The sequence below is a fragment of the Fictibacillus fluitans genome, from assembly GCF_030418125.1.
GTDB classification, from domain to species: domain Bacteria; phylum Bacillota; class Bacilli; order Bacillales; family Fictibacillaceae; genus Fictibacillus_C; species Fictibacillus_C fluitans.
The window spans coordinates 91,952-116,621 of the sequence record NZ_JAUHTR010000012.1; the positions used below are offsets into that span (position 1 = coordinate 91,952).

General features: G+C 45.5%; 21 protein-coding genes and 1 other annotated feature. Of the genes, 13 read left to right on the top strand and 8 right to left on the bottom strand.

What is annotated here, in order from left to right; genetic code table 11:
- Nucleotides 1-10 precede the first annotated feature (10 nt).
- Entirely contained in the window at nt 11-712 is a 702-nt protein-coding gene (locus QYB97_RS19045; RefSeq protein ID WP_301167600.1) for a 5'-methylthioadenosine/adenosylhomocysteine nucleosidase, read from the top strand.
- Between the two features lie 26 nt (nt 713-738).
- On the opposite strand, the gene QYB97_RS19050 is transcribed toward QYB97_RS19045, so the two are convergent.
- Genes QYB97_RS19050 through QYB97_RS19060 form a run of 3 tightly spaced genes read right to left on the bottom strand, consistent with a single transcriptional unit; the run spans nt 739 to nt 3,231 of the window.
- Entirely contained in the window at nt 739-1,899 is a 1,161-nt protein-coding gene (locus tag QYB97_RS19050; RefSeq protein WP_301167601.1) for an acetoin utilization protein AcuC, read from the bottom strand.
- Nucleotides 1,896-2,543 carry an acetoin utilization AcuB family protein gene (locus QYB97_RS19055; protein ID WP_301167602.1) on the bottom strand — a complete coding sequence of 216 codons (648 nt, stop codon included), beginning with the start codon at nt 2,541-2,543 and terminating at the stop codon, nt 1,896-1,898. The genes QYB97_RS19050 and QYB97_RS19055 overlap by 4 nt, the downstream gene beginning before the upstream one ends.
- 55 nt (nt 2,544-2,598) lie before the next feature.
- Complete coding sequence (locus QYB97_RS19060) at nt 2,599-3,231, bottom strand: GNAT family N-acetyltransferase (RefSeq protein WP_301167603.1); 633 nt, start codon at nt 3,229-3,231, stop codon at nt 2,599-2,601.
- 170 nt (nt 3,232-3,401) lie between these two features.
- Between QYB97_RS19060 and acsA the strand changes: the two genes are divergently transcribed.
- A complete protein-coding gene (gene acsA, locus QYB97_RS19065; RefSeq protein WP_301167604.1) occupies nt 3,402-5,117 on the top strand; it encodes an acetate--CoA ligase in 1,716 nt (571 codons plus the stop codon).
- A 30-nt stretch (nt 5,118-5,147) separates the two neighbouring features.
- Here acsA and QYB97_RS19070 read toward each other — a convergent pair whose 3' ends face one another.
- Entirely contained in the window at nt 5,148-8,006 is a 2,859-nt protein-coding gene (locus QYB97_RS19070; RefSeq protein WP_301167605.1) for a transglycosylase domain-containing protein, read from the bottom strand.
- A gap of 142 nt (nt 8,007-8,148) precedes the next feature.
- Nucleotides 8,149-8,363 (top strand) — a binding site (T-box leader).
- A 62-nt stretch (nt 8,364-8,425) separates the two neighbouring features.
- Here QYB97_RS19070 and tyrS point away from each other — a divergent pair.
- Nucleotides 8,426-9,685: a tyrosine--tRNA ligase gene (tyrS, locus tag QYB97_RS19075; protein WP_301167606.1), complete on the top strand. Its 1,260-nt coding sequence runs from the start codon at nt 8,426-8,428 to the stop codon at nt 9,683-9,685.
- Nucleotides 9,686-9,914: 229 nt separating this feature from the next.
- Here the strand turns inward: tyrS and rpsD are convergent, their stop codons facing one another.
- A complete protein-coding gene (gene rpsD, locus QYB97_RS19080) occupies nt 9,915-10,517 on the bottom strand; it encodes a 30S ribosomal protein S4 (protein WP_301167607.1) in 603 nt (200 codons plus the stop codon).
- A 352-nt stretch (nt 10,518-10,869) separates the two neighbouring features.
- Here rpsD and megL point away from each other — a divergent pair, with 352 nt between their 5' ends.
- The gene (gene megL / locus QYB97_RS19085; protein ID WP_301167608.1) at nt 10,870-12,075 is read left to right on the top strand and encodes a methionine gamma-lyase; all 1,206 of its coding nucleotides are present in this window, start codon (nt 10,870-10,872) and stop codon (nt 12,073-12,075) included.
- 47 nt (nt 12,076-12,122) lie between these two features.
- Here megL and QYB97_RS19090 read toward each other — a convergent pair whose 3' ends face one another.
- Nucleotides 12,123-12,608, bottom strand: a complete 486-nt coding sequence (locus QYB97_RS19090) for a GAF domain-containing protein (RefSeq protein ID WP_301167609.1) — start codon at nt 12,606-12,608, stop codon at nt 12,123-12,125.
- 153 nt (nt 12,609-12,761) lie between these two features.
- On the opposite strand from QYB97_RS19090, the gene refZ reads away from it, so the two are divergent.
- Nucleotides 12,762-13,448: a forespore capture DNA-binding protein RefZ gene (gene refZ / locus QYB97_RS19095; RefSeq protein WP_301167610.1), complete on the top strand. Its 687-nt coding sequence runs from the start codon at nt 12,762-12,764 to the stop codon at nt 13,446-13,448.
- On the opposite strand, the gene hisJ is transcribed toward refZ, so the two are convergent.
- Nucleotides 13,413-14,252, bottom strand: coding sequence for a histidinol-phosphatase HisJ (gene hisJ / locus QYB97_RS19100; RefSeq protein WP_301167611.1), 840 nt, complete (start codon nt 14,250-14,252; stop codon nt 13,413-13,415). The genes refZ and hisJ overlap by 36 nt on opposite strands.
- A 271-nt stretch (nt 14,253-14,523) precedes the next feature.
- Between hisJ and ezrA the strand changes: the two genes are divergently transcribed.
- The 6 genes from ezrA to QYB97_RS19130 all read left to right on the top strand — a co-directional run bounded on the left by ezrA (nt 14,524) and on the right by QYB97_RS19130 (nt 22,523).
- Nucleotides 14,524-16,215: a septation ring formation regulator EzrA gene (gene ezrA, locus QYB97_RS19105; RefSeq protein WP_301167612.1), complete on the top strand. Its 1,692-nt coding sequence runs from the start codon at nt 14,524-14,526 to the stop codon at nt 16,213-16,215.
- A gap of 205 nt (nt 16,216-16,420) precedes the next feature.
- Nucleotides 16,421-17,560 carry a cysteine desulfurase family protein gene (locus QYB97_RS19110; RefSeq protein WP_301167613.1) on the top strand — a complete coding sequence of 380 codons (1,140 nt, stop codon included), beginning with the start codon at nt 16,421-16,423 and terminating at the stop codon, nt 17,558-17,560.
- A gap of 6 nt (nt 17,561-17,566) precedes the next feature.
- The gene (thiI, locus tag QYB97_RS19115; protein WP_301167614.1) at nt 17,567-18,772 is read left to right on the top strand and encodes a tRNA uracil 4-sulfurtransferase ThiI; all 1,206 of its coding nucleotides are present in this window, start codon (nt 17,567-17,569) and stop codon (nt 18,770-18,772) included.
- Between the two features lie 116 nt (nt 18,773-18,888).
- On the top strand, nt 18,889-19,086 hold the full coding sequence (locus tag QYB97_RS19120) for an alpha/beta-type small acid-soluble spore protein (protein ID WP_301167615.1): 198 nt from the start codon (nt 18,889-18,891) through the stop codon (nt 19,084-19,086).
- 139 nt (nt 19,087-19,225) lie between these two features.
- Nucleotides 19,226-20,812, top strand: a complete 1,587-nt coding sequence (gene mbcS, locus QYB97_RS19125) for an acyl-CoA synthetase MbcS (protein ID WP_301167616.1) — start codon at nt 19,226-19,228, stop codon at nt 20,810-20,812.
- A 115-nt stretch (nt 20,813-20,927) separates the two neighbouring features.
- A complete protein-coding gene (locus QYB97_RS19130; protein ID WP_301167617.1) occupies nt 20,928-22,523 on the top strand; it encodes an amidohydrolase in 1,596 nt (531 codons plus the stop codon).
- A gap of 48 nt (nt 22,524-22,571) precedes the next feature.
- Here the strand turns inward: QYB97_RS19130 and QYB97_RS19135 are convergent, their stop codons facing one another.
- The gene (locus QYB97_RS19135; RefSeq protein ID WP_301167618.1) at nt 22,572-23,375 is read right to left on the bottom strand and encodes an NAD kinase; all 804 of its coding nucleotides are present in this window, start codon (nt 23,373-23,375) and stop codon (nt 22,572-22,574) included.
- Nucleotides 23,376-23,507: 132 nt separating this feature from the next.
- Between QYB97_RS19135 and QYB97_RS19140 the strand changes: the two genes are divergently transcribed.
- Both QYB97_RS19140 and ytfJ read left to right on the top strand, forming a co-directional pair.
- Nucleotides 23,508-24,188: a DUF2953 domain-containing protein gene (locus QYB97_RS19140; RefSeq protein WP_301167619.1), complete on the top strand. Its 681-nt coding sequence runs from the start codon at nt 23,508-23,510 to the stop codon at nt 24,186-24,188.
- Nucleotides 24,181-24,648: a GerW family sporulation protein gene (gene ytfJ / locus QYB97_RS19145; RefSeq protein WP_301167620.1), complete on the top strand. Its 468-nt coding sequence runs from the start codon at nt 24,181-24,183 to the stop codon at nt 24,646-24,648. The genes QYB97_RS19140 and ytfJ overlap by 8 nt, the downstream gene beginning before the upstream one ends.
- Nucleotides 24,649-24,670: the final 22 nt, after the last annotated feature.

The following is a 24,670-nucleotide window of genomic DNA, read 5'->3' on the forward strand; positions in this document are numbered from 1 at the left end:
TGGGAGAGTTTTGAGAATCGGCATTATAGGAGCCATGGATGAAGAAATCCTTTATATGAAACAGGCTCTTGAAATCTATGGGGAAAGCAATTACGCGAAGACCATCTTTTATGAAGGAACCTATGCCGCCAAAGACGTTGTTCTTTGCAAGTCCGGTGTGGGAAAAGTGAATGCGGCCGTTGTGACACAGCTTTTGGTGGACCGGTTTAACGTGACACATATTATGTTTACCGGCGTCGCAGGAGCTTTGCATCCGGACCTTGAAATTGGCGATATTGTGATCTCAACAAGTGCATTGCAGCATGATATCGATGCTTCTGCATTAAGTCCTGACTTTCCGCAGGGAACCATACCCATGTTTGCGTATAATTCGGATTTTGCGGCCGACCCAGGCCTTGTGGCTCTGGCGGAAACAGCCGCCTCAAAGGTTGCTGGGGTCTCCGTAAGAAAGGGAAGGGTTTTAAGCGGGGATCAATTTATTGCCAGCCGTACACTCGTGGAAAATTATTATCAGCTTTTTGACGGTGTGTGCATTGAAATGGAAGGGTCAGCTGTAGCGCAGACAGCCTTTTTAAATGACATTCCCTTTGTCGTGATTCGTTCAATTTCGGACAAGGCCAATGGTGAAGCATCGGTCAATTTCGCTGAATTTACAAAGCTTGCTGCAAAGCGGTCTTCGGATATGGTGGAAGAGATGCTGAAAGCTATTTAATAGGAAAGACCTGATGCATGTTAGCGTCAGGTCTTTTTTCTGCTGTCGCGGATATGGTGGAGTGCCTTGGTTAAAGTCAGGCTGTTTTTTTCCATGATTTCCGGTTTGCGGGGAATCGGTTTATACAACCCTGGCGGATCTTCCCACGTAAGCGGCAGCGTGACGGGAGCGGCTTTCTGCCACTTTTCAATCCATTCCATCGGAAGCGATCCTTCCAGATCGATATCATTCATGGCGAGCCAGATCTCTGACCAGGCGCGTGGAACAACTCTCCAAATATCATATCCGCCCCCGCCGGTTGCGATCCATTTTCCACCGCAAAACCGGTCGGCCGCTGCCTTTGCGATTCTGGGAATGGCATGAAAGGATTTCATGGTTACCGAGAGGTGGGTCAGTGGATCGAAATAGTGAGCGTCTGCTCCGTTCTGCGACAAAATAACATCGGGCTTAAAAAAAGAGACGACTTCATGAACCGCCGTTTCATACAGTTCCAGCCAGGATTCATCTTCTGTAAATGCATCCACAGGAAGATTAAAGGAGTAGCCGTACCCGTCGCTCTGACCCCTCTCCGTGACATTGCCGGTTCCCGGGAACAGGTAACGTCCCGTCTCGTGTATGGACAGGGTACAGGCATCAGGGTCCTCGTAAAAGGACCATTGCACACCGTCTCCATGGTGGGCATCTGTATCGATATACAGCACTCTCGCATTGTATTTCTTTTTCAAGTAAGCAATGGCCACAGCGCTGTCATTGTACACACAGAACCCGGAAGCTTTTCCCCTGAATCCATGATGAAGGCCGCCGCTTGGATTAAATCCATAGGTTGCTTTTCCTTCCATCACCATGTCTGCAGCCTGCAGGGTTGCGCCAACGATCCATGCGCTCGCTTCATGCATGCCGGGAAACATCGGGGTATCCTCCGTGCCAAGTCCGTAATTTTCTGCGGCGGCTCCTTTTAACGTTCCGTCACCCGCTTTTTTTACGGCTTCGATATAAGCTGTATCATGGATAAGGGCGAGCTCTTCATCCGTTGCCATCCGAGGCTCTATGATCTGGCTGTCATCGAGCGCATCAGCCATGCGCAGCAAGTCGTATGTGAGCTTGACACGCAGCTGGTTAAAGGGATGACCCTCGTTGAATTTGTACCGAAGCAGGTCATCAGAATATACAAAAACTGGCTTTTTCATTGTCCCACTTCCGGTTCCTGCGGCCAAATGACATCATAACCATTCTGCCTTAATTCTGAAGCGACTCGGTAGGGATTCATGGTTCCGATGCGCAGGACGAGAATTTTCTGGGTGTCGTCCTGCTTGCTCGGATAAACAAGCACACTGTTGATATTAATTTTAAAATTCTTGATCAGGGAAGCAACATCTGCCAGCTGTCCGGCTATGTTATCTACTTTTACCTCAAGGTGAGAGCTCGGCTGGTGAGCCCCAGTGAGCTGGATCAATGTGTAAAGCATGTCCCGTTCTGTAATGACGCCCACCAGCTTTTCGTGTTCGAGGACAGGGATACAGCCGATTTGATGTTCATAAAAAATACTGAGGAGATCTTCTGCAAAATCAAGGGGATGGGCGGTAATCACATCACTTACCATGATTTCAGATACCGGCCTCTCAAACTTGTCGGCATGATCGGCTGCATCAAAGATGGAAGGGCTGGCATCCCTTAGGTCACGGTCAGAAATAATCCCGGCCAGTGTTCCATCGTCCACAATAACGGGCAGATGCCTGATCCGGTGTTTTTTAAGCGTAAGCAGTGCCTCCATAATCGTTGTCTCTGGCCTTGCAGTAACGGGCTTTTTATTCATCATATCCTGAACAATCACAGTTATTTCCCCTTTCTTCAACTTTCTGTAAAGCTGCACCTCTGGACAGAAATTCTTAAAACATGAAACGGTTCTGAAAACGAATCCGGTCAAACTGCTGGACGGACTCCATTGTAACCCTGCTGCCAATGCGGACCATCAAACAGTTGGCAGGGTGAGAACTTATCTCGGGATCATCCGTTGCCATGTATTCAAGTCCGCCGGCATTCATCATTTTTTCCATTACTTTTCGGTAATCCCACACCGATAAACCGGTGCCCTTTAAATCCCAATGCCAGTAATACTCTGTTGTAATAATGATATAATCTTCCATGCTGTCATCCATCATGGAGACCCTTAACAGGCTTTTCCCTATTTTATAGTTCCGGTAATCAGAAATGACTTCAATTGCTCCAAGCTCCAGAAGATTTTCCATATTGCCATGTGACCATCGTTCCATTGGATCCGGATAAACGTATGTAACATAACCGATTATGGTATCTTTTGTTCTGGCAACAATAATCCTTCCTTCATCAAGGCCGGCAATCTCGATAAGAGCTTCATGCTGCTGCGGTGCAGGTCTGAATGCTTTTAGTCCGGCATGAAATTCATATTCGGCCAGATGTTCCGGTGAGATGGGACCCTCAATAATAACCTTGCCTGAAGGTGTATCAACAGCAAGGCAATTGTAAGTTTTAATATGATTCATATATACACCACCCAAGTAAAAGTTCAACTACTTCCATTATACATAACGAACGGGATTTGTAAGGGGTTTCGAGACAGACAGATTTGACAATTCTAATAAATTTAAAAATTTTGAACCTATATGATATACTAAGCATGTATATATTTATTGGCATAGGAGGAGATTGACAGATGAAGGTGGAAGCGCTTCCGAGTATTAAAGGTAATTTTAACCTAGAAGATTATCAAACAGCATATGAGGCATTTGACTGGACCGAAGTTGAAAAAGAATTCTCCTGGAACGAAACGGGGCGAGTCAATCTGGCCTATGAAGCAGTGGACAGGCATGCGGAAGGGGACAGAAAAAATAAAGTGGCCCTTTATTTTTCTGATCAAAAAAGAGATGAAAAATATACTTTCCGCGATCTGAAGGAAATGTCAAACAAGGCAGGAAACATGCTCCGACAGCTTGATGTTGAAAAAGGGGACAGGGTATTTATTTTTATGCCGCGTTCTCCCGAGCTGTACTTCGCACTTCTTGGTGCGGTTAAAGTTGGAGCGATCGTTGGCCCGCTGTTTGAAGCATTCATGGAGGGGGCGGTCAGGGACCGTCTGGAAGACAGTGAAGCCAAAGTGCTCATTACCACTCCACAGCTGCTTGAACGTGTACCTGTAAGCGAACTGCCTCATCTCAAGCATGTTGTTCTTGTAGGCGAAGATGTAAAAGAAGAAGGGCCGTATGTCGACTTTTTCAGCAGAATGGAAAAAGCAGACAAGCACCTTGATATCGAATGGGTGGACCGTGAAGACGGCTTGATTCTTCACTATACCTCCGGATCCACTGGAAAGCCAAAGGGTGTATTGCACGTTCATAATGCTATGATTCAGCATTACCAGACTGCCAAATGGGTGCTTGACCTGAAAGATTCTGATGTGTACTGGTGCACCGCCGATCCCGGCTGGGTGACCGGAACATCCTACGGTATTTTCGGTCCATGGCTGAATGGGGCATCCAATGTGATCCGGGGCGGCCGCTTCAGTCCGGAAGACTGGTACGGCACGATTGAAAAGTATGGCGTAACCGTCTGGTACAGTGCGCCGACCGCTTTCCGCATGCTAATGGGGGCAGGAGATGAGGTTGTGAAGAGGTTTGATCTTTCTTCCCTGCGCCATGTGCTGAGTGTGGGTGAACCGCTCAATGCTGAAGTTGTACGATGGGGAATGAAAGTCTTTAACCTGAGAATCCATGATAACTGGTGGATGACAGAGACCGGAGCGCAGCTCATCAGCAACTATCCGGCAGTGGAAATCAAACCTGGCTCCATGGGGAAACCCTTCCCTGGTGTAGAAGCTGCCATTATTGATGACCAGGATAATGTGCTTCCGCCAAACCGAATGGGGAATCTGGCCATTAAAAAGGGCTGGCCGTCCATGATGCGTGCCATCTGGAACAACCCGCAAAAGTATGAATCTTATTTCACACCTGGCGGCTGGTATGTTTCCGGAGACTCCGCCTACATGGACGAAGAGGGATACTTCTGGTTCCAGGGCAGAATTGATGATGTGATCATGACGTCCGGTGAGCGGGTAGGTCCGTTTGAAGTAGAAAGCAAGCTTGTTGAACATCCGGCAGTTGCAGAAGCGGGTGTCATCGGTAAACCGGATCCCGTCCGTGGTGAAGTTATCAAGGCATTTATCGCGCTGAGAGAGGGGTATTCGCCAAGCGATGAACTAATTGAAGAGATTCGTTCATTTGTTAAATCCGGCCTTGCTGCCCATTCAGCGCCAAGGGAAATCGAATTCCGTGACAAACTCCCTAAAACAAGAAGCGGTAAAATTATGAGACGTGTGTTGAAAGCCTGGGAGCTTGATCTTCCGACTGGCGACTTGTCCACAATGGAAGATTAGAAGAAAAGAAGACAGAAAAAACCCCCTCGATCAATTCGAGGGGGTTTCTTTATCCTTTTTATCGGTATTCTGCTCATCAGAGGGTTTTTTTGGCTTATCCCCTGACGGTTTTTCTTCGGTTGGTTTCTTGTCCTTTGGCTTATCTTTCTTAGGATCATCTTTCTTCTCTTCTTTTGACTCTTTTTTAGGAGTTTCCTGTTTCTTTGTGCCGTATGTCACTTTTCCTGATGGAGATGATTCCTTGCCTGCAATATCCACGGCAGTGACGTAGAGAACACCTGAAGGAGCTGACAGGGATGTCTGGTCTGATGTCACGCTGCCAATCTTCCTGAATGATCCACTGGTACCGGCAGCCTGGTAAATGCGATAACCGATCACATCGCTTTCGCCAGAGGAAGACCAGGACAGCTTTCCATCTTTGACGGTTAATCCGGTAACTGCACCAGGTGATTTACCGTTTTCCGGCAAGCTCTTGTCAGGGAGAAGGTCTCCGGCATCCACGCCGGCCGCTTCCTTCAAATCCACGCCGTTAAATAATTCCTGATCGACCATTACACCATTCTTCGTAAACTCTTTTGGTGTTGAATCCGAAGCTTTGTATTTTCTGCCATTCGCGATCACATAAAGGCCGGTATCAAGACTGTTGTCTTTTGAATTTGGAGCATATTTGACATTAAATAAATCGGTCGTGACCAATCCGGCTTTTCGGCATAAGTCAGACGGAAGTTTTCCGGAAATGCCGCAGATTTCTTTTCTTACGATGCCGGATGGTATGCTGAACCTCTCTTTTGGAGCAATCAGAGAAGGCGCGTATTTATAGGCATCATTCGCAAAAGCTGCCCACAGGGTCTGGCTGATATGCTGCTGCCCTTTCGGAAGGGCAGCGGGTTTATCATATCCATGCCATACACCGAGGGTGACATTCGGGTTTGTCGCGACAAACCAGGAGTCCTTTGCAGACGATGTTGTCCCTGTTTTACCTGCCCAGTCTGCATGAAAATTCAGCCTGCCTGGAATGCTTGCCGCTGTTCCGCCCGGTTTCAATACATCTCTCATCATATCAAGGACCAGATAAGAGGTTTGTGGCGAATAAACAGAGACAGGCTTGGATTTGTGCTGATAAACGGCTTTTCCATGCTTATCTGTAATTTTGCTGATCAGATAGGCATCCACAAACTTTCCTTCATTTCCAAAAGTAGCGAACGCATTTGTGTTTTCTTCCACGGTAACTCCGTGGGTCAGTCCGCCGATGGCAACAGAAGGCGCACTTTTATCTGCTTCTGCAATAGAGGAGAATCCCATCTTCTCCAGACGGTTGAACGCGTCAGCGTGGTCAGCCATCATAAAGCTTCTAAGAGCAGGAATATTATACGATTTGGCAAGCGCGGTTCTGGCCGAAAGCAGACCGTGGAACCTTTTATCAAAGTTGTTGGGTTTATACTTTCCGATGGATAAAGGTGTATCCGGAAGAATATAGCCCGGCTGTATTTTACCTTCTTCAATGGCAGGCGCGTAGGCGAGCAGCGGCTTCATGGTCGAACCATTCTGGCGTAGTGCCTGTGTTGCATGGTTCAGCTGCTCACGTTTATAATCACGGCCGCCGACGAAGCTGATGATGGCACCCGTTTTATTTTCGATTAAAATGGATCCAACTTCCTGAGGCTGCTGCACATATACCCATTTTCCTTTGTCATTTTTGACGCGGACCGTGTGCGATGAGCCAAAGAGATAGTTGTTCTTCGCTGTTTTCTCCATTTCATCATAGATCTTTTTATTGATGGTCGTATATATTCTCAAGCCATTTTGACGAAGCTGGACGTAGGCATTCTGGCGGTATTCATCCTTTTCCTTCTGCTTCAGCTTGGAATAGTCTTTACCGTCTTTCTTCGCTGCCTGCACCGCCAAAATGGAGGCTGAGCGGCGTTCCACTTCCATACTCAAGTAAGGATACTTTTCATAGGAAGATTCTTTTTTCTTCGTAAAGTGCTTTTTCACATCATACTTCATGGCTTTTTCGTACTGCTCAGGTGTTATTTTCCCGGCTGTCAGCATGCGTTTAAGCACGGTTTTCATACGATTGGTTCCCGCGGCTGTGTCTTTTTTCACATCCCCGCTGTTTGTAAAAGGAGTATAGACAAATGGATTTTGCGGCATTCCGGCAAGGAACGCTGCTTGCGGAAGATTTAAATCTTTTGCATTTACACCAAAAACTCCTTGTGCAGCAGCCTGTATGCCGGCGACATTATGGCCGGATGAGCTGCGTCCAAAAGGAACAATATTCAAATATGCTTCGAGAATTTGTTCTTTTGTAAAAAAGTGCTCCAGACGGAGAGCCAGCAGAATTTCTTTTGCCTTCCGGTCGAAGGAGACTTCATTGGTGAGAATTTGGTTCTTGATCAGCTGCTGGGTCAGCGTACTGCCTCCCGAGCGGTTTGCCGATCCTGTTACTTCCTGGATGACCGCACGTATAATCGCTTTTGGAACCACACCTTCATGTTCGTAAAAGTATTCATCTTCTGTTGAAATAACAGCGTCTTTTACAAAAGGAGAGATGTTTTTTATCGACACTTCATCACGATTCAGGTCCGCCCGAAGGTTGCCCAGCTCTGATTTGTCATTAAAGTACATCATACTCGTCGTTGAGTAATTATAAATCTCCTCTTTCATGGTAGCCTGGGCCCTGACTGGTTCATTTTTGACAAGTGAGGCCAGGAAGCCCGCACCGGCTCCTGCTGCCAGACATCCGCCAAGCACAGCCAATACGACAATGATTAAAAATAAGTTCCATGTAAACGTGTATGTTTTATCGGCGGCCTGGATGATTTTCTTCTCATTAAGGTAGGCGATAAAACGCCTCCATTTTTCCTTAATTACCTCTAGATGAGACATATGTAAATTCCCCCCTATTCGGCTAATTATATCATATTCGCTGTCGTTTGAAGGGAGTATGGGTACAAATTTGTCAGTGAAAGAGGAATTGACATCGTCGTTCAGCTATGGTAAAAAGAAGAATATATGCTAATAGGATAAGTAAGAAGCGAAGATAGGATTTAGTAGTAACTGTCTCCCTGTTTCAGAAAGCTGGTGGCCGCTGCAAACCAGTACACAGACGGATTATGAAGTACACCCTGGAGCTTTCTTTGTGAACGTCAGTAGCAAAGACCGGTTGAAAAGCCGTTAACCGATACGAGTGGAAGGATTTTTGTCCTTCAACAAGGGTGGTACCGCGATAATCACGTCCCTTATTCAGGGGCGTTTTTTATTTGTCTTTTTTTAACGAATTGGATGGAATGAAAGGAGCAACATTAATGGGAATCTTGCAAGATTTAGAATACCGGAACCTGATCAACCAGGTTACCGACCGTGAAGGTCTCGAAGAAAAATTGAACAAGGGAAAAACGGCATTTTACTGTGGGTTTGACCCGACAGCCGACAGTTTGCATGTTGGCCATCTGCTCGTCATCATGACCATGCGCCGACTTCAGCAGGCAGGCCACCAGCCCATTCCTTTGGTGGGGGGCGCCACTGGCATGATTGGCGATCCGAGCGGGAAAAAGGCAGAGCGCACTTTGAATGAATCGGGTGTCGTCGAGCAATGGAGCGAGCGTATCAAAGGCCAGCTCTCCAAGTTTTTGGATTTCGAAGCGGAGAACAATCCGGCTGAAATTGCCAATAACTATGACTGGATCGGAAAAATGGATGTAATTTCGTTCCTCCGTGATGTGGGTAAATACTTCCCGCTGAACTATATGCTCGCAAAAGAATCAGTAGAATCGCGTTTGGAAGCAGGAATTTCCTTTACAGAGTTTACGTACATGATTCTGCAGTCCTATGACTTTCTGCAATTATATCGCGAGAAAGACTGCCGCCTACAGCTCGGAGGAAGCGACCAGTGGGGTAACATCACAGCTGGTCTTGAACTGATCCGAAAAGCAGGGGAGGAAGAAAAGGCATTCGGCCTGACGATTCCTCTAGTTACAAAGAGCGATGGAACCAAATTTGGTAAAACTGAAGGCGGAGCGATCTGGCTGGATCCTGAAAAAACAACGCCATACGAGTTCTACCAATTCTGGATCAATACCGATGACCGTGATGTGGTCAAATTCCTGAAATACTTCTCGTTCAAGAGCGATGAAGAGATCAACTCACTTGAAGAGCAGGTGCAAAGTGCTCCTGAAAAACGTGCAGCTCAAAAAGCGCTTGCTGAAGAACTGACAGCCCTTGTCCATGGCAATGCGGCACTCGAACAGGCGATCAAAATTTCACAGGCTTTGTTCAGCGGACAGCTTTCCGAGCTTACCGGGGCAGAGATTGAACAAGGATTTAAAGATGTGCCATCCTTTGAAATGGAGTCCAAAGAGGATATTGGACTCATTGATTTGCTTGTGGCAAGCAAGATATCTCCTTCCAAACGCCAGGCGCGTGAGGATATTACGAATGGAGCGATCTCCATCAACGGTGAGCGCTGCCAGGACCTTGAAAAGGTTGTAGGAGCAGACTCACGGATCGATGACCGCTTTGTTGTTATCCGCCGTGGCAAGAAGAAGTACTTCCTCATCCGATACTAATAAACGAAAACCGGCCCACCTTGATGGTGGCCGGTTTTTTTGATCCGAAGTTATTAAGTTTGAAAACAAATCAGCCTCTTTTGAAAATGAAAGTATGTCTTTTGAAAATAACTGCCACGGTTTTGAAAATAAATCATGCATTATTGAAAACAAACAGGTGCAGTTCGCATTTATCCTACTCTATAACAATAAAAAAAGCGTCCCGCATAAACGGAACGCTTTCTTAAACTTAACGAGAGTAGTACTCAACGATAAGTTGTTCTGAAATTTCAGCTGGCAATTCAGAACGCTCTGGTAAGCGAGTGAATGTACCTTCAAGTTTGTTTTCGTCAAAAGTTAAGAAGTCAGGTACGAAGTTGTTTACTTCGATTGCTTCTTTAACTGCGCTGATGTTTTGAGACTTTTCACGAACTCCGATTACTGAACCAACTGCAACGCGGAATGATGGGATATCAACGCGCTTACCATTTACAGTAACGTGTCCGTGGTTTACCAATTGACGAGCTGCACGGCGTGTGCGAGCAAGACCAAGACGGTAAACGATGCTGTCCAAACGAGACTCAAGAAGGATCATGAAGTTCTCACCATGAATTCCTGTCATTTTGCCTGCATCGTCAAACATGCGACGGAATTGACGCTCGTTTACACCATACATGTGACGAAGCTTTTGCTTCTCCTGTAGTTGTAAACCGTATTCAGAAAGTTTTTTACGTTGGTTAGGACCGTGTTGTCCTGGAGCGTAAGGGCGCTTTGCTAATTCTTTTCCAGTTCCGCTTAGGGAAATACCTAAACGACGGGAAATCTTCCATGATGAACCTGTATATCGAGCCATGAATGACTCCTCCTTCACGTGTTTTGTTGTTGTAAAACAACCACAGTGACTGTCTTCTTTCCGCCTGTCTATTTTGTTCAACTATACCTTCACTTCAGCAGCCATGAAGCTACGCGGTATACCATGCCAGAGAAAGGCATGTAACAAAATAAAAGCAAGTGGCGAACACAGTGCCGCTTTATTTTACACAAAGAGTAGTATAAGTTTTTTTGGACAACAAGTCAAGTGCCATCCTAAAGATAGTGATACATTGGCTCTGACGGATGAATACAATAGTAAGGGAAGGATTCTCCTTTCTGAAGAAGAAGCTATAAAAGGTAAGCGCTTACAAACAGAGAAGGGGTGCGTATACATGAAATCCAATTATTTTGAGACATACGCTATTCACGCTGGATATGATAACAGGGAGCATAGCGGAAGCCTGTCCCCGCCCATTTTTCAAACGTCAACCTTTGTATTTCCTGACGCAGAAACCGGGGAGCGGAGATTTGCCGGAATGGAGGAAGGCTACGTCTACTCCAGGCTGAAAAATCCAACCGTTTGCCAATTCGAAGAAAGGATGGGCGTGCTTGAAGGCGGTGAAAAGGCATTGGCGTTTGCTTCCGGAATGGCTGCTGTTTCTGCCGTGTTGCTCGGACTTGCAAAAACCGGAGAGCATATTCTTTGTTCAGAAGGAGTATATGGCTGTACGTACGGGCTTCTTCAGTTTATGGAGGAGCGGTTTGGAATCAGTCATTCCTTTCTCTCTATGGAAAGTGCAGAAGAACTCCATGCAAAAATGCTGCCGAATACGTCATTGATTTACATTGAATCCCCAATCAACCCGACTATGAAGCTTGTTGACCTGGAGATGGTGGTGAATACGGCCAAAGAAAAAGGGATTCCGGTTATTGTGGATAATACGTTTTGTTCCCCGTACCTGCAACGGCCGCTGGAGTTGGGCTGTGACATTGTCGTTCACAGTGCTACCAAGTATTTATGCGGCCATGGCGATGTCGTAGGGGGTGTGGCTGTTGGCAGGCGGGAGACGATGGAACAGATTGCCCACACCGCACAAAAGGATATTGGCGGCATTATGTCCCCCTTTGATGCCTGGCTGCTTCTTAGAGGAATAAAGACGCTTCCTGTAAGAATGGACCGCCATTGTGATAATGCTGAACACATTGCCGTTCTGTTAAAACGGCATCCTTACGTTGAGAGCATTTTTTATCCGGGTGATCCGGATTTTCCGCAGTATAACATCGCCTGTAAGCAAATGAAAAAGTCAGGGGGAATGATCAGTTTTAGTATAAAAGGAGGGAAAGAAGAAGCGCAAGAGCTCATGAACAACCTTCAGCTTATTAAAATTGCTGTCAGCCTTGGGGATGCAGAAACGTTGATTCAGCATCCGGCCACCATGACTCATTCGGGTGTTCCGGAGCACGAAAGGGAGAATATGTCGATAACTCAAAATCTGCTCCGGCTGTCTGTAGGGCTGGAAGCATGGCAGGACATCTGGGCAGATCTTGAACAGGCTCTGCATTCCCTCATGAAAAAAGAGGACCAGGCGATATCATAAAAAAAAACGGCCCCGGAATCTTCCCGGGGCCGTTTGCTGTGCGTAAGTTAAATGTGTTTATTCAGTTCATCCACAAACTTTTCAAGCCATTCTTGATCGAGTTGATCAAATCTTCCTTTTTCAGGGCTGTCAATATCAAGAACACCAAAAAGCTGGCCGTCCTTTACAATCGGTACAACAATTTCAGACTGAGACGCAGCATCGCAGGCGATGTGTCCGGGAAATTGGTGAACATCTTCAACAAGAACCGTTTTTTGTTCTTTTGCTGCTGTCCCGCAAACTCCCTTGCCCATGGGAATCCTTATACAGGCAGGAAGACCTTGAAAGGGCCCCAGCACAAGCTGATCCGATAATTCTTCGTATTCGTAAAATCCTACCCAGTTAATGTTGGGAAGGAACTGGTTTAAAAGTGCAGAAGCATTGGCCAGGTTGGCCGTGATGCTTGTTTCATCTTCCAAAAGAGCACGTGCCTGTTTGAGCAGCTGTTCGTATCCTTCTTTGCGGTTCTGACTGTATTTTTCGACTGTAAACATGAACATCCCCCTTTATGTGCTAGCCGTCTTTTTCCATCTTATCAAAAATTGTAGAAGAAAACATCCGAACAGACATATTTGTCGAGCGAATCTTAAAGGGAAAACCCTATGTATAAAAGAAAAAAGAAGTATAAGAAGGGCGGTGGTTGTAAAATGTCTAAAGATCAGATGGCTACAAAGATAAAAATTGCCGAATCTGCAGTTGAGCTGTTCACAAGTCAGGGGTATCAGGGCACTTCTGTCCGTCAGATTGCAAAAAAAGCGGGAGTGAACCTTGCCCTCGTCTCTTATCATTTTGGCGGAAAGAAAGGGCTTCTCGAAGAATTAATCTCTTCTTTTTATGAGGGGTACATCCGCAAAATTGAAGTTGTGTATCATACCTCTGCTGATCAGCCGGAGAAAGAGCGGCTGCTGGAGATGATTGAGAGTGTACTGAATTATCAGCTCAGGCAGCCCGAACTGTCCCGGTTTGTTCATCGTGAAATGACTCTGGATTCAACGCTCGTCCGCGAAGTGATGACCACTTACCTGGCGAAAGAAAAATATTATTATGATTCCATCTTTGAAAAAGGAATGAAACAAAAAGAATTTTACAAACAGCCGGTTATGCTCCTGAGCCTGCAGCTTCGCAACCTGATCATTATGCCTTTTCTTCATCCCTTATATATATCTGAAGTGTTCTATACCGCGCCTCATGATCCGTTATTTGTTACTTCCTATATGAGTTTTATCCATAAATGGCTCGAACAATCTATATGTGTGCCGCAAAAGAAGGGATCTCTTCTTACAGCTGTGCAAAATCCGTTATTCGCCACGATTCAGGAAAAGTGGAACGGATAAGCTTTCGGTATGGATCAGAGAGTCAAGACCTTGGCCCAATCCCTTCACACTATGTGCATCCGATCCAAATACGAGAGGGATTCCTTGTTTTACTGCCTCTTCAACTACCTTGTCGGGGGGATAAGGCTCCTTGCAAAAAGGCTTTGAAAGTCCTGCTCCATTGTAGTCCAATTCAAGACCATGAGTTTTAAAGAGCGTTAAAATACCTTGTATGTCACGTTCGAAAGAGGCTTCAGTTGGATAGAGAGCCTGAAATTTGTTCACAAGTGTCATATGACCGATCCTTCTCGGTTTGTACGTGCCAAGATCGGAAGTGATCGACTGTGCCAGTGTCCTGTAGTACGATGAATGGACCTGGGCGGTGCTGCCAAATACTGCGGCAATTTCTCCGAACATCGTCTCACTGTAGTCGAGGCAATAGTAATGTTCATTCTGCTTTAAAAAGTGAACCGACAGAATGGCATCGTCCAGCCGGGGGCCGAATTCATTCAGGAAAGCCCGGGTTTCGTTCTCCCAGCCCTCAATATAATCCACTTCCAGGCCGATATTAAGGGTAAGGGCACTGCTGTAATACTTTTTTAATGAAGTAAGCTCATCAAGGTATGCCGGAAGCCTGGACATTTCCATCGCCGAGTCGTTTTCAGGCACCGGATCAGTGAATCCTTCCGGAAGCGGGGCATGTTCAGTAAAGGTCATGCCCCGGTAACCCAATTGAATAGCCCTTTCTATATACTCTGAAAGTGAATCGGCTGAACCATGCGGACAATAAGGGGTATGAATGTGGCCGTCATAAATTCCTGTCATGCTTATCCTCCTGATTGTTTTAAGTAAAAAGCAACTTTGATAATTCTGGAAAAAAATTATTCGGTTTTTTCATTTTTTTTTGGTCAAAATTCGGGTTTACATGTTATCATTAGTACATTGAGTCAGCACGAAATGTGGTTTAAGAGGAAGAAAAATGCCGGCTCGGAGTAAAAACAGGAATAAATCATTATTACAATAAAACGTAAATCATTGTAACATGATTATTACATAGATTTTGCAGTTTTGCAGAAAGGAAGAAAGGGTGCTTCCTATGACATACATAATTGCCGCAGTAATTCTTTTAATTGCTTTAGTTGTTTTCGGCTCCTTTTCACGAAAGCGGATTTACAAGCAAATTGACCGGCTGGAATCCTGGAAAATGGAGATTATGAACCGACCTCTGACAGAGGAAATTTCAAAGGTCAAAGGGCTTACCATGGTAGGCGAAACTGAAGAGAAATTTGAGTCCTGGCGAAACGAATGGGATGAGATGGTGACTGTTGAACTGCCAAATATGGACGAGGCTTTGTTCGATGCGGAAGAAAGCGCAGATAAATACAGGTTCAGCAAAGCAAAGGGAGTCCTTCGGCGAATTGAATCACAGCTTCAGGGGATGGAAGCGCGGATTAAAGCCATCTCGTCAGAAATAGATGAGCTGGTAACAAGCGAAGAGTTGAACAGAGAAGACATCATTGAAGCCAAGGAACAATTCAGTGAAGGCAGAAAGTATTTTCTTACACACTCCCGCTCATTGGGTAAAACGGCTGCGCTGTTTGAAGCTGAGTTCTTGGAAGTCAACTCAATGTTTGTGCAGTTTGACGAAATGACCTCACAGGGCAACCACCTCGAAGCCCGCAAAATCCTCGTTAACAGCATCGAACGGTTAAAAGTAGTCCGCGAGAAAATGGAATCCGTTCCAGAACTGCTTGTCCTGCTTTTATCCGATCTTCCATCGAGCCTGAAGGATCTTAAGGATGGTTTCTCCGATATGGAAGAGCAAGGCTACATTCTTAATCATATCGGCATTGATAGAGAAATCAGCTCTATGAACGAACGGATTGGCGCATTGCTTGAAAAAGTATATGAGCTTGACATTGACGAAACACAAAAAGGAATTGATCAATTAAATAACGAGATTGACCAATTATATGATCTGCTCGAAAATGAAGTGATATCCAAGCAGTTTGTAATCAAAGAGAAGGAAGTCATCCTTCAGTCGCTGGCCGATCTTCAGATGGACATGGACAACATCCGTGACGAAGCAGATATGGTTTCTCTGAGTTACCAGCTCGACCAGTCGGATGTAGAGGTGCATAAGCGGCTCGAGAAGATGTTCAGCAAATTGCAGACCCGCTTTGCTTTGATCGAACAGTCCATTGAGGAAAAGAAGGATTCCTATTCCGTTATCCGCGAGATGATGGAGGAGATGGCAGTTCAATTGGAAGACCTGAAAAAATCCAACCAGGAATATCAGGAAAGGCTTCTCAATCTCCGGAAGGATGAGCTAGAGACCAAGGAAAAGCTGAAGGAACTTAGAAGGCGCCTGCTTGAAGCAAGAAGAATGATGCAAAAAAGCAACTTGCCAGGACTGCCGGATCACTATCTGATGACCATTGAAAAGGCAGAAAACTACATTATCGAGGTGTCAAAACGCCTTGACGATAAACCGCTCGAAATTGCTGAAATTACGGAAGTGCTTGAACAAGCGCTTCAAGCGGTGGAAGAAGGATATCAAGAAACGGCGGAAATCATTGAAACAGCCATGCTGGCCGAAAAAGTGATTCAATATGGCAACCGATACAGAAGCTCCTATTCTTCCGTTTCAGTCCGGCTTATTGAAGCAGAAATTGCCTTCCGCAACTTCCAGTATGAAGAAGCACTTAATCTTGCAGCGAACGCCATAGAAAGTGTTCAGCCGGGAATTTTAAAAGAACTGGAAGTTAACATTAAACAAAAAATCTGATGAAATCGGAGTCCGTCAACGGATTCCGTTTTTTTTTTTTCACCAAAGAAGCGGAAATTCGTATACATGGGAAGCAGAACGTAAGGGTTAGTATCTTAAGATGATGGAATGCTAAGAGCACGGAAAAATACAATTTTTTCTTTTCATCCATTATGGTATTATAGATTGATGTGTAGAATAACTGAGTTATGCGGAGGACTCGAACATGATTTATTTTGACAACAGTGCAACAACCAGACCTTATAAAGAGGTTCTCGACTCGTTCGTTACGGTTTCTCAAACGTATTTCGCCAATCCATCCTCCATTCATTCCAAAGGCGGGGAAACTGAGCGTCTGATGTTTCAAGCCCGGAAAACAGCAGCTGGACTTCTGGGTGTTAAACCAAATGAGATTATTTTCACTTCCGGAGGAACGGAAGGAAACAATACAGCAATTAAAGGAATCGCATTAAAACATCAGGAGCGGGGCAAGCATTTGATCACGAGTGAAGTGGAGCATGCTTCATCCTATGAAACGTTTCATTATCTGGAATTCCTTGGATTTGAAGTCACCTGCCTGCCAGTCAACGCCAAAGGTGAAATCTCACTTGAGCAGCTTGAGAACAGCATCCGGGAGGACACCATTTTGGTTTCGCTCATTCATGTGAACAATGAAGTGGGCACGATTCAACCGATCGTGGATGCAGGTAAAATTATCAAGAGGTTTCCTAAAGTATTTTTCCATGTGGATCACGTACAGGGAATAGGCAAAGTGCCATTGAATCTTAAGGAAGCTGCGATTGACTTATGTACCATGTCAGGCCATAAATTTCACGGCCTGAAAGGGACCGGGATTTTATACAAACGCGAAGGTGTCAGTCTTTCACCGCTGCTTACCGGCGGCGAGCAGGAAATCAACATGCGTGCAGGCACCGAAAATGTCGCCGGCATTGTTTCGATTGCCAAAGCGCTTCGTATGTCTTTAGACCGGATGGACGAAGGCGTGGAAATCATGAACACTGTAAAAGAGCGGATTGTGGATGGCCTTTCGGAAATTCGGGGAATTTCAATCAATACCCCGGCCGATGGAGCTCCCCACATTATCAACTTTTCGGTGGACGGAGTGAAACCGGAGGTACTGATTCATACGCTTGACCAAAAGGATATTTATGTATCCACCCGCTCCGCCTGTTCTTCAAAGCAGGCAGGGCCGAGCAGAATACTAATGGCCATGGGCCTTGGGCAAAAGAGGGCCAATACGGCTATACGGATCAGTCTTTCGTATGAAAATACGATGGCAGAAGCAGAGATTGTTCTAAAAGAAATAAAAAATGCAGTGGTTCAGCTGCAGACAGTAATGGGGTAAATAACTATGCAATATAATCACATTGTTATCCGTTTTGGTGAATTGTCGCTGAAAGGGAAGAATAGAAGACATTTTGAAAGTCAGCTGAGGGAGACGGTACGCAAAAAGCTGTCTCCGTTTCCGAAAGCAGCCGTACTCAAATCGTACGACCGTATTTTGGTGGAAATCAACGGGGAAGATCATCAAAAAATGATTGCGAAGCTGCAGGAGGTTTTCGGAATTCATGCCATCAGTCTGGCGATCAGAGCGGAAAGTGAGCTGGAAAGCATTAAAGAAGCCGCGCTGGCCGCATTTTTAAAAAATGGACAGGGCCCGATGACCTTTAAGGTTTCTGCCCGCAGAAGCAATAAACATTTTCCGGTGGGCTCCATGGAATTGAATCGGGAAGTGGGCGGCCATATTTTAAAGAATACGGATAATGTAACAGTGGATGTCCACAACCCTGATGTCGAGGTGAAAGTAGAAGTTAAAGACAATGGAACCTTTATCAGCTGTGAGACTTATCCCGGGGCAGGCGGACTGCCGATCGGTGTAGGCGGTAAAGCATTACTGATGCTGTCCGGAGGAATTGACAGCCCGGTTGCAGGATATCTTACCATGAAGCGCGGTGTCCGTATTGAGGCGGTTCATTTTCACAGTCCCCCGTTTACGAGTGAACGTGCAAGGCAAAAAGCGGAAGACCTTGTACAGGAGCTGACAAGATACGGCGGCAAAATGAAACTTCATATTGTTCATTTTACTAAAATTCAGCAGATCATTAAGGAAAAGATTCCGGCAAGCTACAGCATGACAATTATGAGACGGATGATGCTGCGCATCACCGAGCGGATTGCAGAAGAGCGGAATGCAATGGCGATTGCCAATGGTGAAAACCTGGGCCAGGTAGCGAGCCAGACGATGTACAGCATGCATACGATCAATGAAGTGACCAACCTGCCGATTATCCGGCCGGTGGTGACGATGGATAAGCTTGAAATTATTGATATTTCACAAAAAATCGGCACATATGACATTTCCATCCGTCCGTATGAAGATTGCTGTACCATTTTTGTTCCGGCAGCGCCAAAAACGAAGCCAAAGCGTGAAAAAGCGAACCGGTTTGAACAGGCGATCGAGAATATGGATGAGCTGATTCAGGAAGCTGTAGATACCTTTGAAACCGTTACGTTTGAAGAGCAAAAAGAACAAACAGAATTTGAAGACTTATTTTAAAACCATCCTGAAGGAGATATTTGCCTTCAGGATTTTTTTTGGTTTTCCACTTAATATTTACCACGGTTTAAAGAATGTTTCTGTCGCAACCTATAAGTACAGGAGGTGAACACAACATGTCAAACAACTCTAATCAACTTCTTGTACCTGGTGTACAGCAGGCGATCGATCAGTTGAAATTTGAAATCGCTTCTGAATTGGGCGTTAATTTAAGCGCTGATGGATCTTCCCGATCCAACGGGTCTGTCGGAGGAGAAATCACAAAACGCCTTGTCGCAATGTCTCAGCAGCAATTCAACGGACAACAAAAATAATTCATTCCGAAACCAACTTCATATATGGCTTAAGAGCGGGCAGAATCCCCGCTCTTTTTTCGTTATTTTAAAATATTCTAAATTTATTGTATAATGAAGAGGTTAAATGGGTTTGGTTTACATAGAGGAGGAAACATGAATGGATAATCTTTTGGAACTGCAGGCACCGCCAATTTACAATGTAACAGAGGAAATGGAGAAATATGCTGAAAATCCTGATCGTAAAGCCATCGTTTGGCAAAATGACCAGGGGGACAAGAAAGAAATGACCTACAGCGAGCTTTTCAAATGCTGCAATAGCTGTGCAAACGCACTGACGAAGCTTGGACTATCCAAGGGAGATAAGGCATTAATCGTGATGCCCAGGAAAGTATCAACCTATGTGGTTTATTTGGCTTGTTTAAAAGCAGGCATAGTGGTCATTCCATCCTCTGAAATGCTCAGACCTAAAGACTTGAGCTACCGGATTATACATAGTGAAGCAAAAGCTGTCATCATCGACGCCGCTTTCCTTTCAGGGATTGATGAAATCACTGACGAATTGCCTTCTCTGCAATACAAACTATCCATTGGGGGAAGCAAGGATGGGTGGCAATCGCTTGATGATTTGGCAGAAAATGAAAGCGATTTCTTTGAAGTGGTTAAAACAAGTAAAGATGAAATGGCGTTTCTATCTTATACCTCTGGAACGACGGGCCTTCCTAAGGGAGCGGTCCATACCCACGGATGGGCTTTTGCACATCTGCAGACAGCGGCAAAAGGCTGGCTTGGCATTAAAGAAGATGATAAAGTCTGGGCGACTGCCGGACCCGGCTGGCAAAAATGGATCTGGAGTCCTTTTGTTTCCGTACTGGGCTGCGGAGCTACAGGTTTTGTATACAATGGGAAATTTGCTCCTGACAAGTATTTGTCACTGCTGGAGGAGCAGGACATATCCGTTTTATGCTGTACACCGACCGAATACCGGCTGATGGCGAAAACCGATAATCTGGACCAATATAAGCTTCCTTCATTGCGCAGTGCGGTGTCCGCTGGAGAACCGCTTAACCGGGAAGTTATCGATATTTTCCAGCGCCATTTCAATGTCACAGTCCGTGATGGGTACGGGCAGACCGAAAACACATTATTGGTTGGCATGATGGAGGGTATGGAACTGCGGCCGGGATCCATGGGAAAACCGACACCAGGGAACCGCGTCGAAATCGTGGATGAAAATGGAGAGCCCGCCGGAAACGGTGAAGTTGGTGATATTGCCGTTCACAACAGTTCTCCAGCCTTGTTTAAAACCTATTACAAGGATCCTGAACGAACGAAAAAGGCCTTCAGGGGAGAATATTATTTGACTGGTGATAAAGCCAAAAAAGACGAAGACGGCTATTTCTGGTTTGAGGGTCGTAGCGATGATATTATCATCAGTTCGGGCTATACCATCGGGCCTTTTGAAGTCGAGGATGCACTGGTTAAGCATCCTGCAGTAAAAGAATGTGCAGTCGTGGCCAGTCCAGATGAGATCAGAGGCCATATTGTAAAAGCATATGTCATTTTAAAAGACGATCAGCAGGAAGATCCGGAATCACTTGTCAAAGACCTGCAGGAACATGTTAAAACACTCACTGCCCCATATAAGTACCCGCGCAGTATCGAGTTTGTATCCGATTTGCCGAAAACAACATCAGGAAAAATCAGGCGAATCGAGCTCAGACAAAAAGAAAACAGCGGCAGCTGATAACAAAGGCAGGCAAAAAAGCCTGCCTTTTGAGTGCATAAATATTCCGTTCATTGGTTGAAATATGGTTAAATGAGGAAAAGCATAGCTGAAATCTATACATAAGAGGTGCCATATGGGAACGTTATACTTCAATGGAACAATCTATACGATGGTGCAGGAAGGAGAAACGGTGGAAGCCGTTTTTGCCGATGGGAAGGATATTCAGGATACAGGCTCCCTTCAAGACCTGACCGAAAGATACGGTAGCGTTATTAAAGAGAAAGTAGACCTAAAGGGAGCCGTCATGTTTCCCGGATTTGTTGACAGCCATCTTCATATCATCGGACATGGGGAAAAGCTGATCCGCAGGGATTTGTCCCAATTTACATCAGCAGAGGAAATGGGGGCCTATTTAAGGGAAGAAGCTGAAAAAGAGAAACCCGGAAATTGGCTGCTCGGAGACGGCTGGAATGAAAACAATTTTCAGGACCGAAAAATATTCCACCGCCAGGAGCTTGACGAACTGGCTCCTGAGCATCCCATGCTGCTGTCCAGAGTATGCCGCCATGCATCTTTGGCCAATTCAAAAGCACTGGAGCTTGCGGGTATTAACAAAGAAACAGAAAATCCGGAAGGCGGGATTATCGTAAGGGATGAAAATGGAGAACCCACCGGTTATCTGCTTGACAGTGCGGCAGACCTTGTAAAAACGGTAGTTCCTCCTGCCACAGATGAATATTTGCATACAGCGGTATCCGCTGCGGTTAAGGATCTTCTTTCCATGGGGCTGACCGGGGGGCATACGGAGGATCTCGGATATTATGGTGGATTCGAGAAAGCCATCTCTGTTTTTCAGGACGTTCTTAACGAGCGGTCACTGAAATTCAAGGCGCACCTCCTCGTTCATCACACGGTGGCCGGAGACTATCAGGCGTCACCTCTGCCTAAAAGAATTTCACCATATTTAGAGTTCGGAGCCATGAAAATTTTTAGTGATGGAGCTTTTGGGGGACGGACTGCACTTCTCAGCAAGCCGTATAATGATGCACCGGATATATCGGGTGTGGCCATTCATTCGCCGGATGCCTTAAAGGAACTGGTGAAACAAGCTAGGGAATACCAAATGCCAGTCGCTGTGCATACCATCGGTGATCTTTCTCTGGAATATACGCTTGATGCGATTCGTGCATATCCTCCTGTCACAGAGGAGAGGGACCGGATCATTCATGCGGGTCTTGTGCGTCCTGACCTGGTTGAAAGAATGAAGCAGCCATCCTTAATCATCGACATTCAGCCAAGCTTTGTCCCTTCGGACTTTCCATGGCTGATTGAGCGGCTTGGTATGGAACGGATTCCTTTTGCATTAGCCTGGAAAACGCTTCTTGATAATGGATTGCATTGCGCAGGAGGATCGGACGCTCCCATTGAAACGGTCAATCCCCTGGAAGGCATCTATGCGGCAGTGGCCAGGAAAAAACCGGAGGAAACGCATGAGGGCTACCAGCCGGAAGAAAAGCTCACCCCGTATGAAGCGGTTCAGCTCTACACGGCAGGAAGCGCCTATGCCATTAATAGGGAACAGGAACGAGGTAAAATTGCTCCGGGATTTGAAGCCGATTTTACCGTTCTGGACAGGGATATTTTAAAAGCGGAAACCGAAGACATCCGGAAAGCCAAAGTCGTTTATACGATTATCAACAACTCGGTAGAATACAGTGCTGCTACCTAAAACTAAAACCGCCTGCAGTTTATGCTGCAAGCGGTTTATTTTGTGTTCCTATAAAAAGCTTCGTCTCACTTTGTGCCAGAATGAATTGTCTTTTAATTTCACTGTTTTAACCACGCGGTCTGACAGGTGGAAACGAATGGATTCGGAATGTCTGATGCTCAACGCTTCATTATCGATGCCAATGATAGGGTATTGGTTATTGTCCTGTTCGATTTTGAATGTTAGTTTTCGTTCGTTGCTTAAAATAAAGGAAGATCCAAGCGTACGGTACAGGTTATTGTTCAGTGATGCCATTTCGCTCACCTGATAACACTGGAGTTTCGGATCCACAACTGCGCCCGTTACCGACTTGTTGTATGCGGTGCTGCCGGTAGGAGTGGAGACAATCATGCCATCCCCCCGGAAGGTTTCAAAGTATAAATCATCGATGAATACATCCATCGCAAAGGTTTTGATGATGGAAGAACGGATGGAGCATTCATTCAGGCAATAAAACGTGGAATCATCATGATCCATGGTTATTGCCAGAGTAGGGTATTTCCGTACTTCTACCTGGTTGTTGTCCATGGCGGAAATCATTTTTTCATGATCATCCACACTAAAATCACAATAGAATCCTAACTCGCCCGTACTGACCCCGACGTACAGGCAGTCATCCCTGAATCCTGTTTTTCTTACCGCCTGCAAAAAGGCGCCATCCCCGCCAATGGATGCAATAATGTTGGCCTTTTTATAATCATCTACAAGGGTAAACCCGTAATTTTGCGCAAACTCCAAGAGGGGCTCAACTTTTCTTAGTACCTCATCTTCCTGCTTGTACGCTACAAATAAATTTCTGCGATCATCTGTCATATGATGTCCTCCCATTGAATGTTTCTGGTGTCCTTTATCCATTTCTACTCTTGTTTTAGAAATCCTTTTGCCGTCCAGCAGGTTTATTTTTTTTCGCCAGGCCTATAATGGTTGTGAAAGGAAGTATAGCCTGTGTTGATTGTATATAGTATTCTCATTTTGCTGCTGCTCTTATTTATCGTCATATTGCTGTCGACCCTGCACATTTCCTTTTTGTTCAGCCATCAGGGAAATGATGATTATCTTCGGTTAAAGATTACCCTTTGGAAAGTGCTTTCCTATACGCTTGAGCTGCCGGAAATCAAAGTTAATCTTTCAGAAAAAAAGCTGGACTTCAAGGAAAAGTCAAAAGGTGCAGGCAAGGAAAAAAGGAAGCGAAAAAGCATTACCCTGCATACTTTTTTGAACAGCTATCATAACTACCGGCATTTACTCCGGCATGTTGCCGGCTTCTATAGGATTCTCAAGCGTTTTTTGAAAAAAGTGACCGTTTCAGATGTGAAATGGAGCAGCCAGTTCGGTCTCGGTGACGCGGCTTCCACCGCAGTGGCGACTGGTTTGGTATGGGCATTGAAAGGAAATGCCCTTGGTTTCATTTCGCATTTTGTGAGGCTAAAAGATGTTCCGTCCATTGGAGTGGTTCCTGTTTATCAGGGAATGCTTACGCAAACCCGGCTGTCTTGTATTATTTCTTTTAAAATCGGGCATGCTATTGTCGTCATGTTACAAATGTTGAAGCACTGGAGATCCATCAGCTCCAACACAAACAAAAAACCAAAAAAATATGTAGCAGGAGGAACATCACATGTCTGAGCATCCTATCGAAGGCTTAATGAAAACCGCGATGGAAAACCTGAAACAAATGATCGATGTCAATACCATTATTGGTGATCCGGTCGAAACACCAGATGGGAGCGTCATCCTGACCGTTTCCAAAGTGGGATTCGGCTTTGCGGCCGGGGGAAGTGAATTTGGAGGCGGAGGTTACCAAGGTGGTGACAGTCAGAACAATCCACTGGATACGGAAGAAATGCCATTTGGCGGAGGAAGCGGTGGCGGAGTTTCCATTACCCCGATTGCCTTCTTGATTGTTGGCTCAAATGGAATCAAAACCATTCATCTGGATAACAGCACTCATTTGTACGAGCGGCTGCTTGACCTTGCGCCAAGCGTTGTGGAAAAAATTCAGCAAATGATGAACAATAAAAACAGACAACGCAATGTTCAGCATCAGAGCCAGAGCAATCCGAATCATCCGGAAAACCCTTTTTGAGTTAACTGTTTTTACAGTTAAC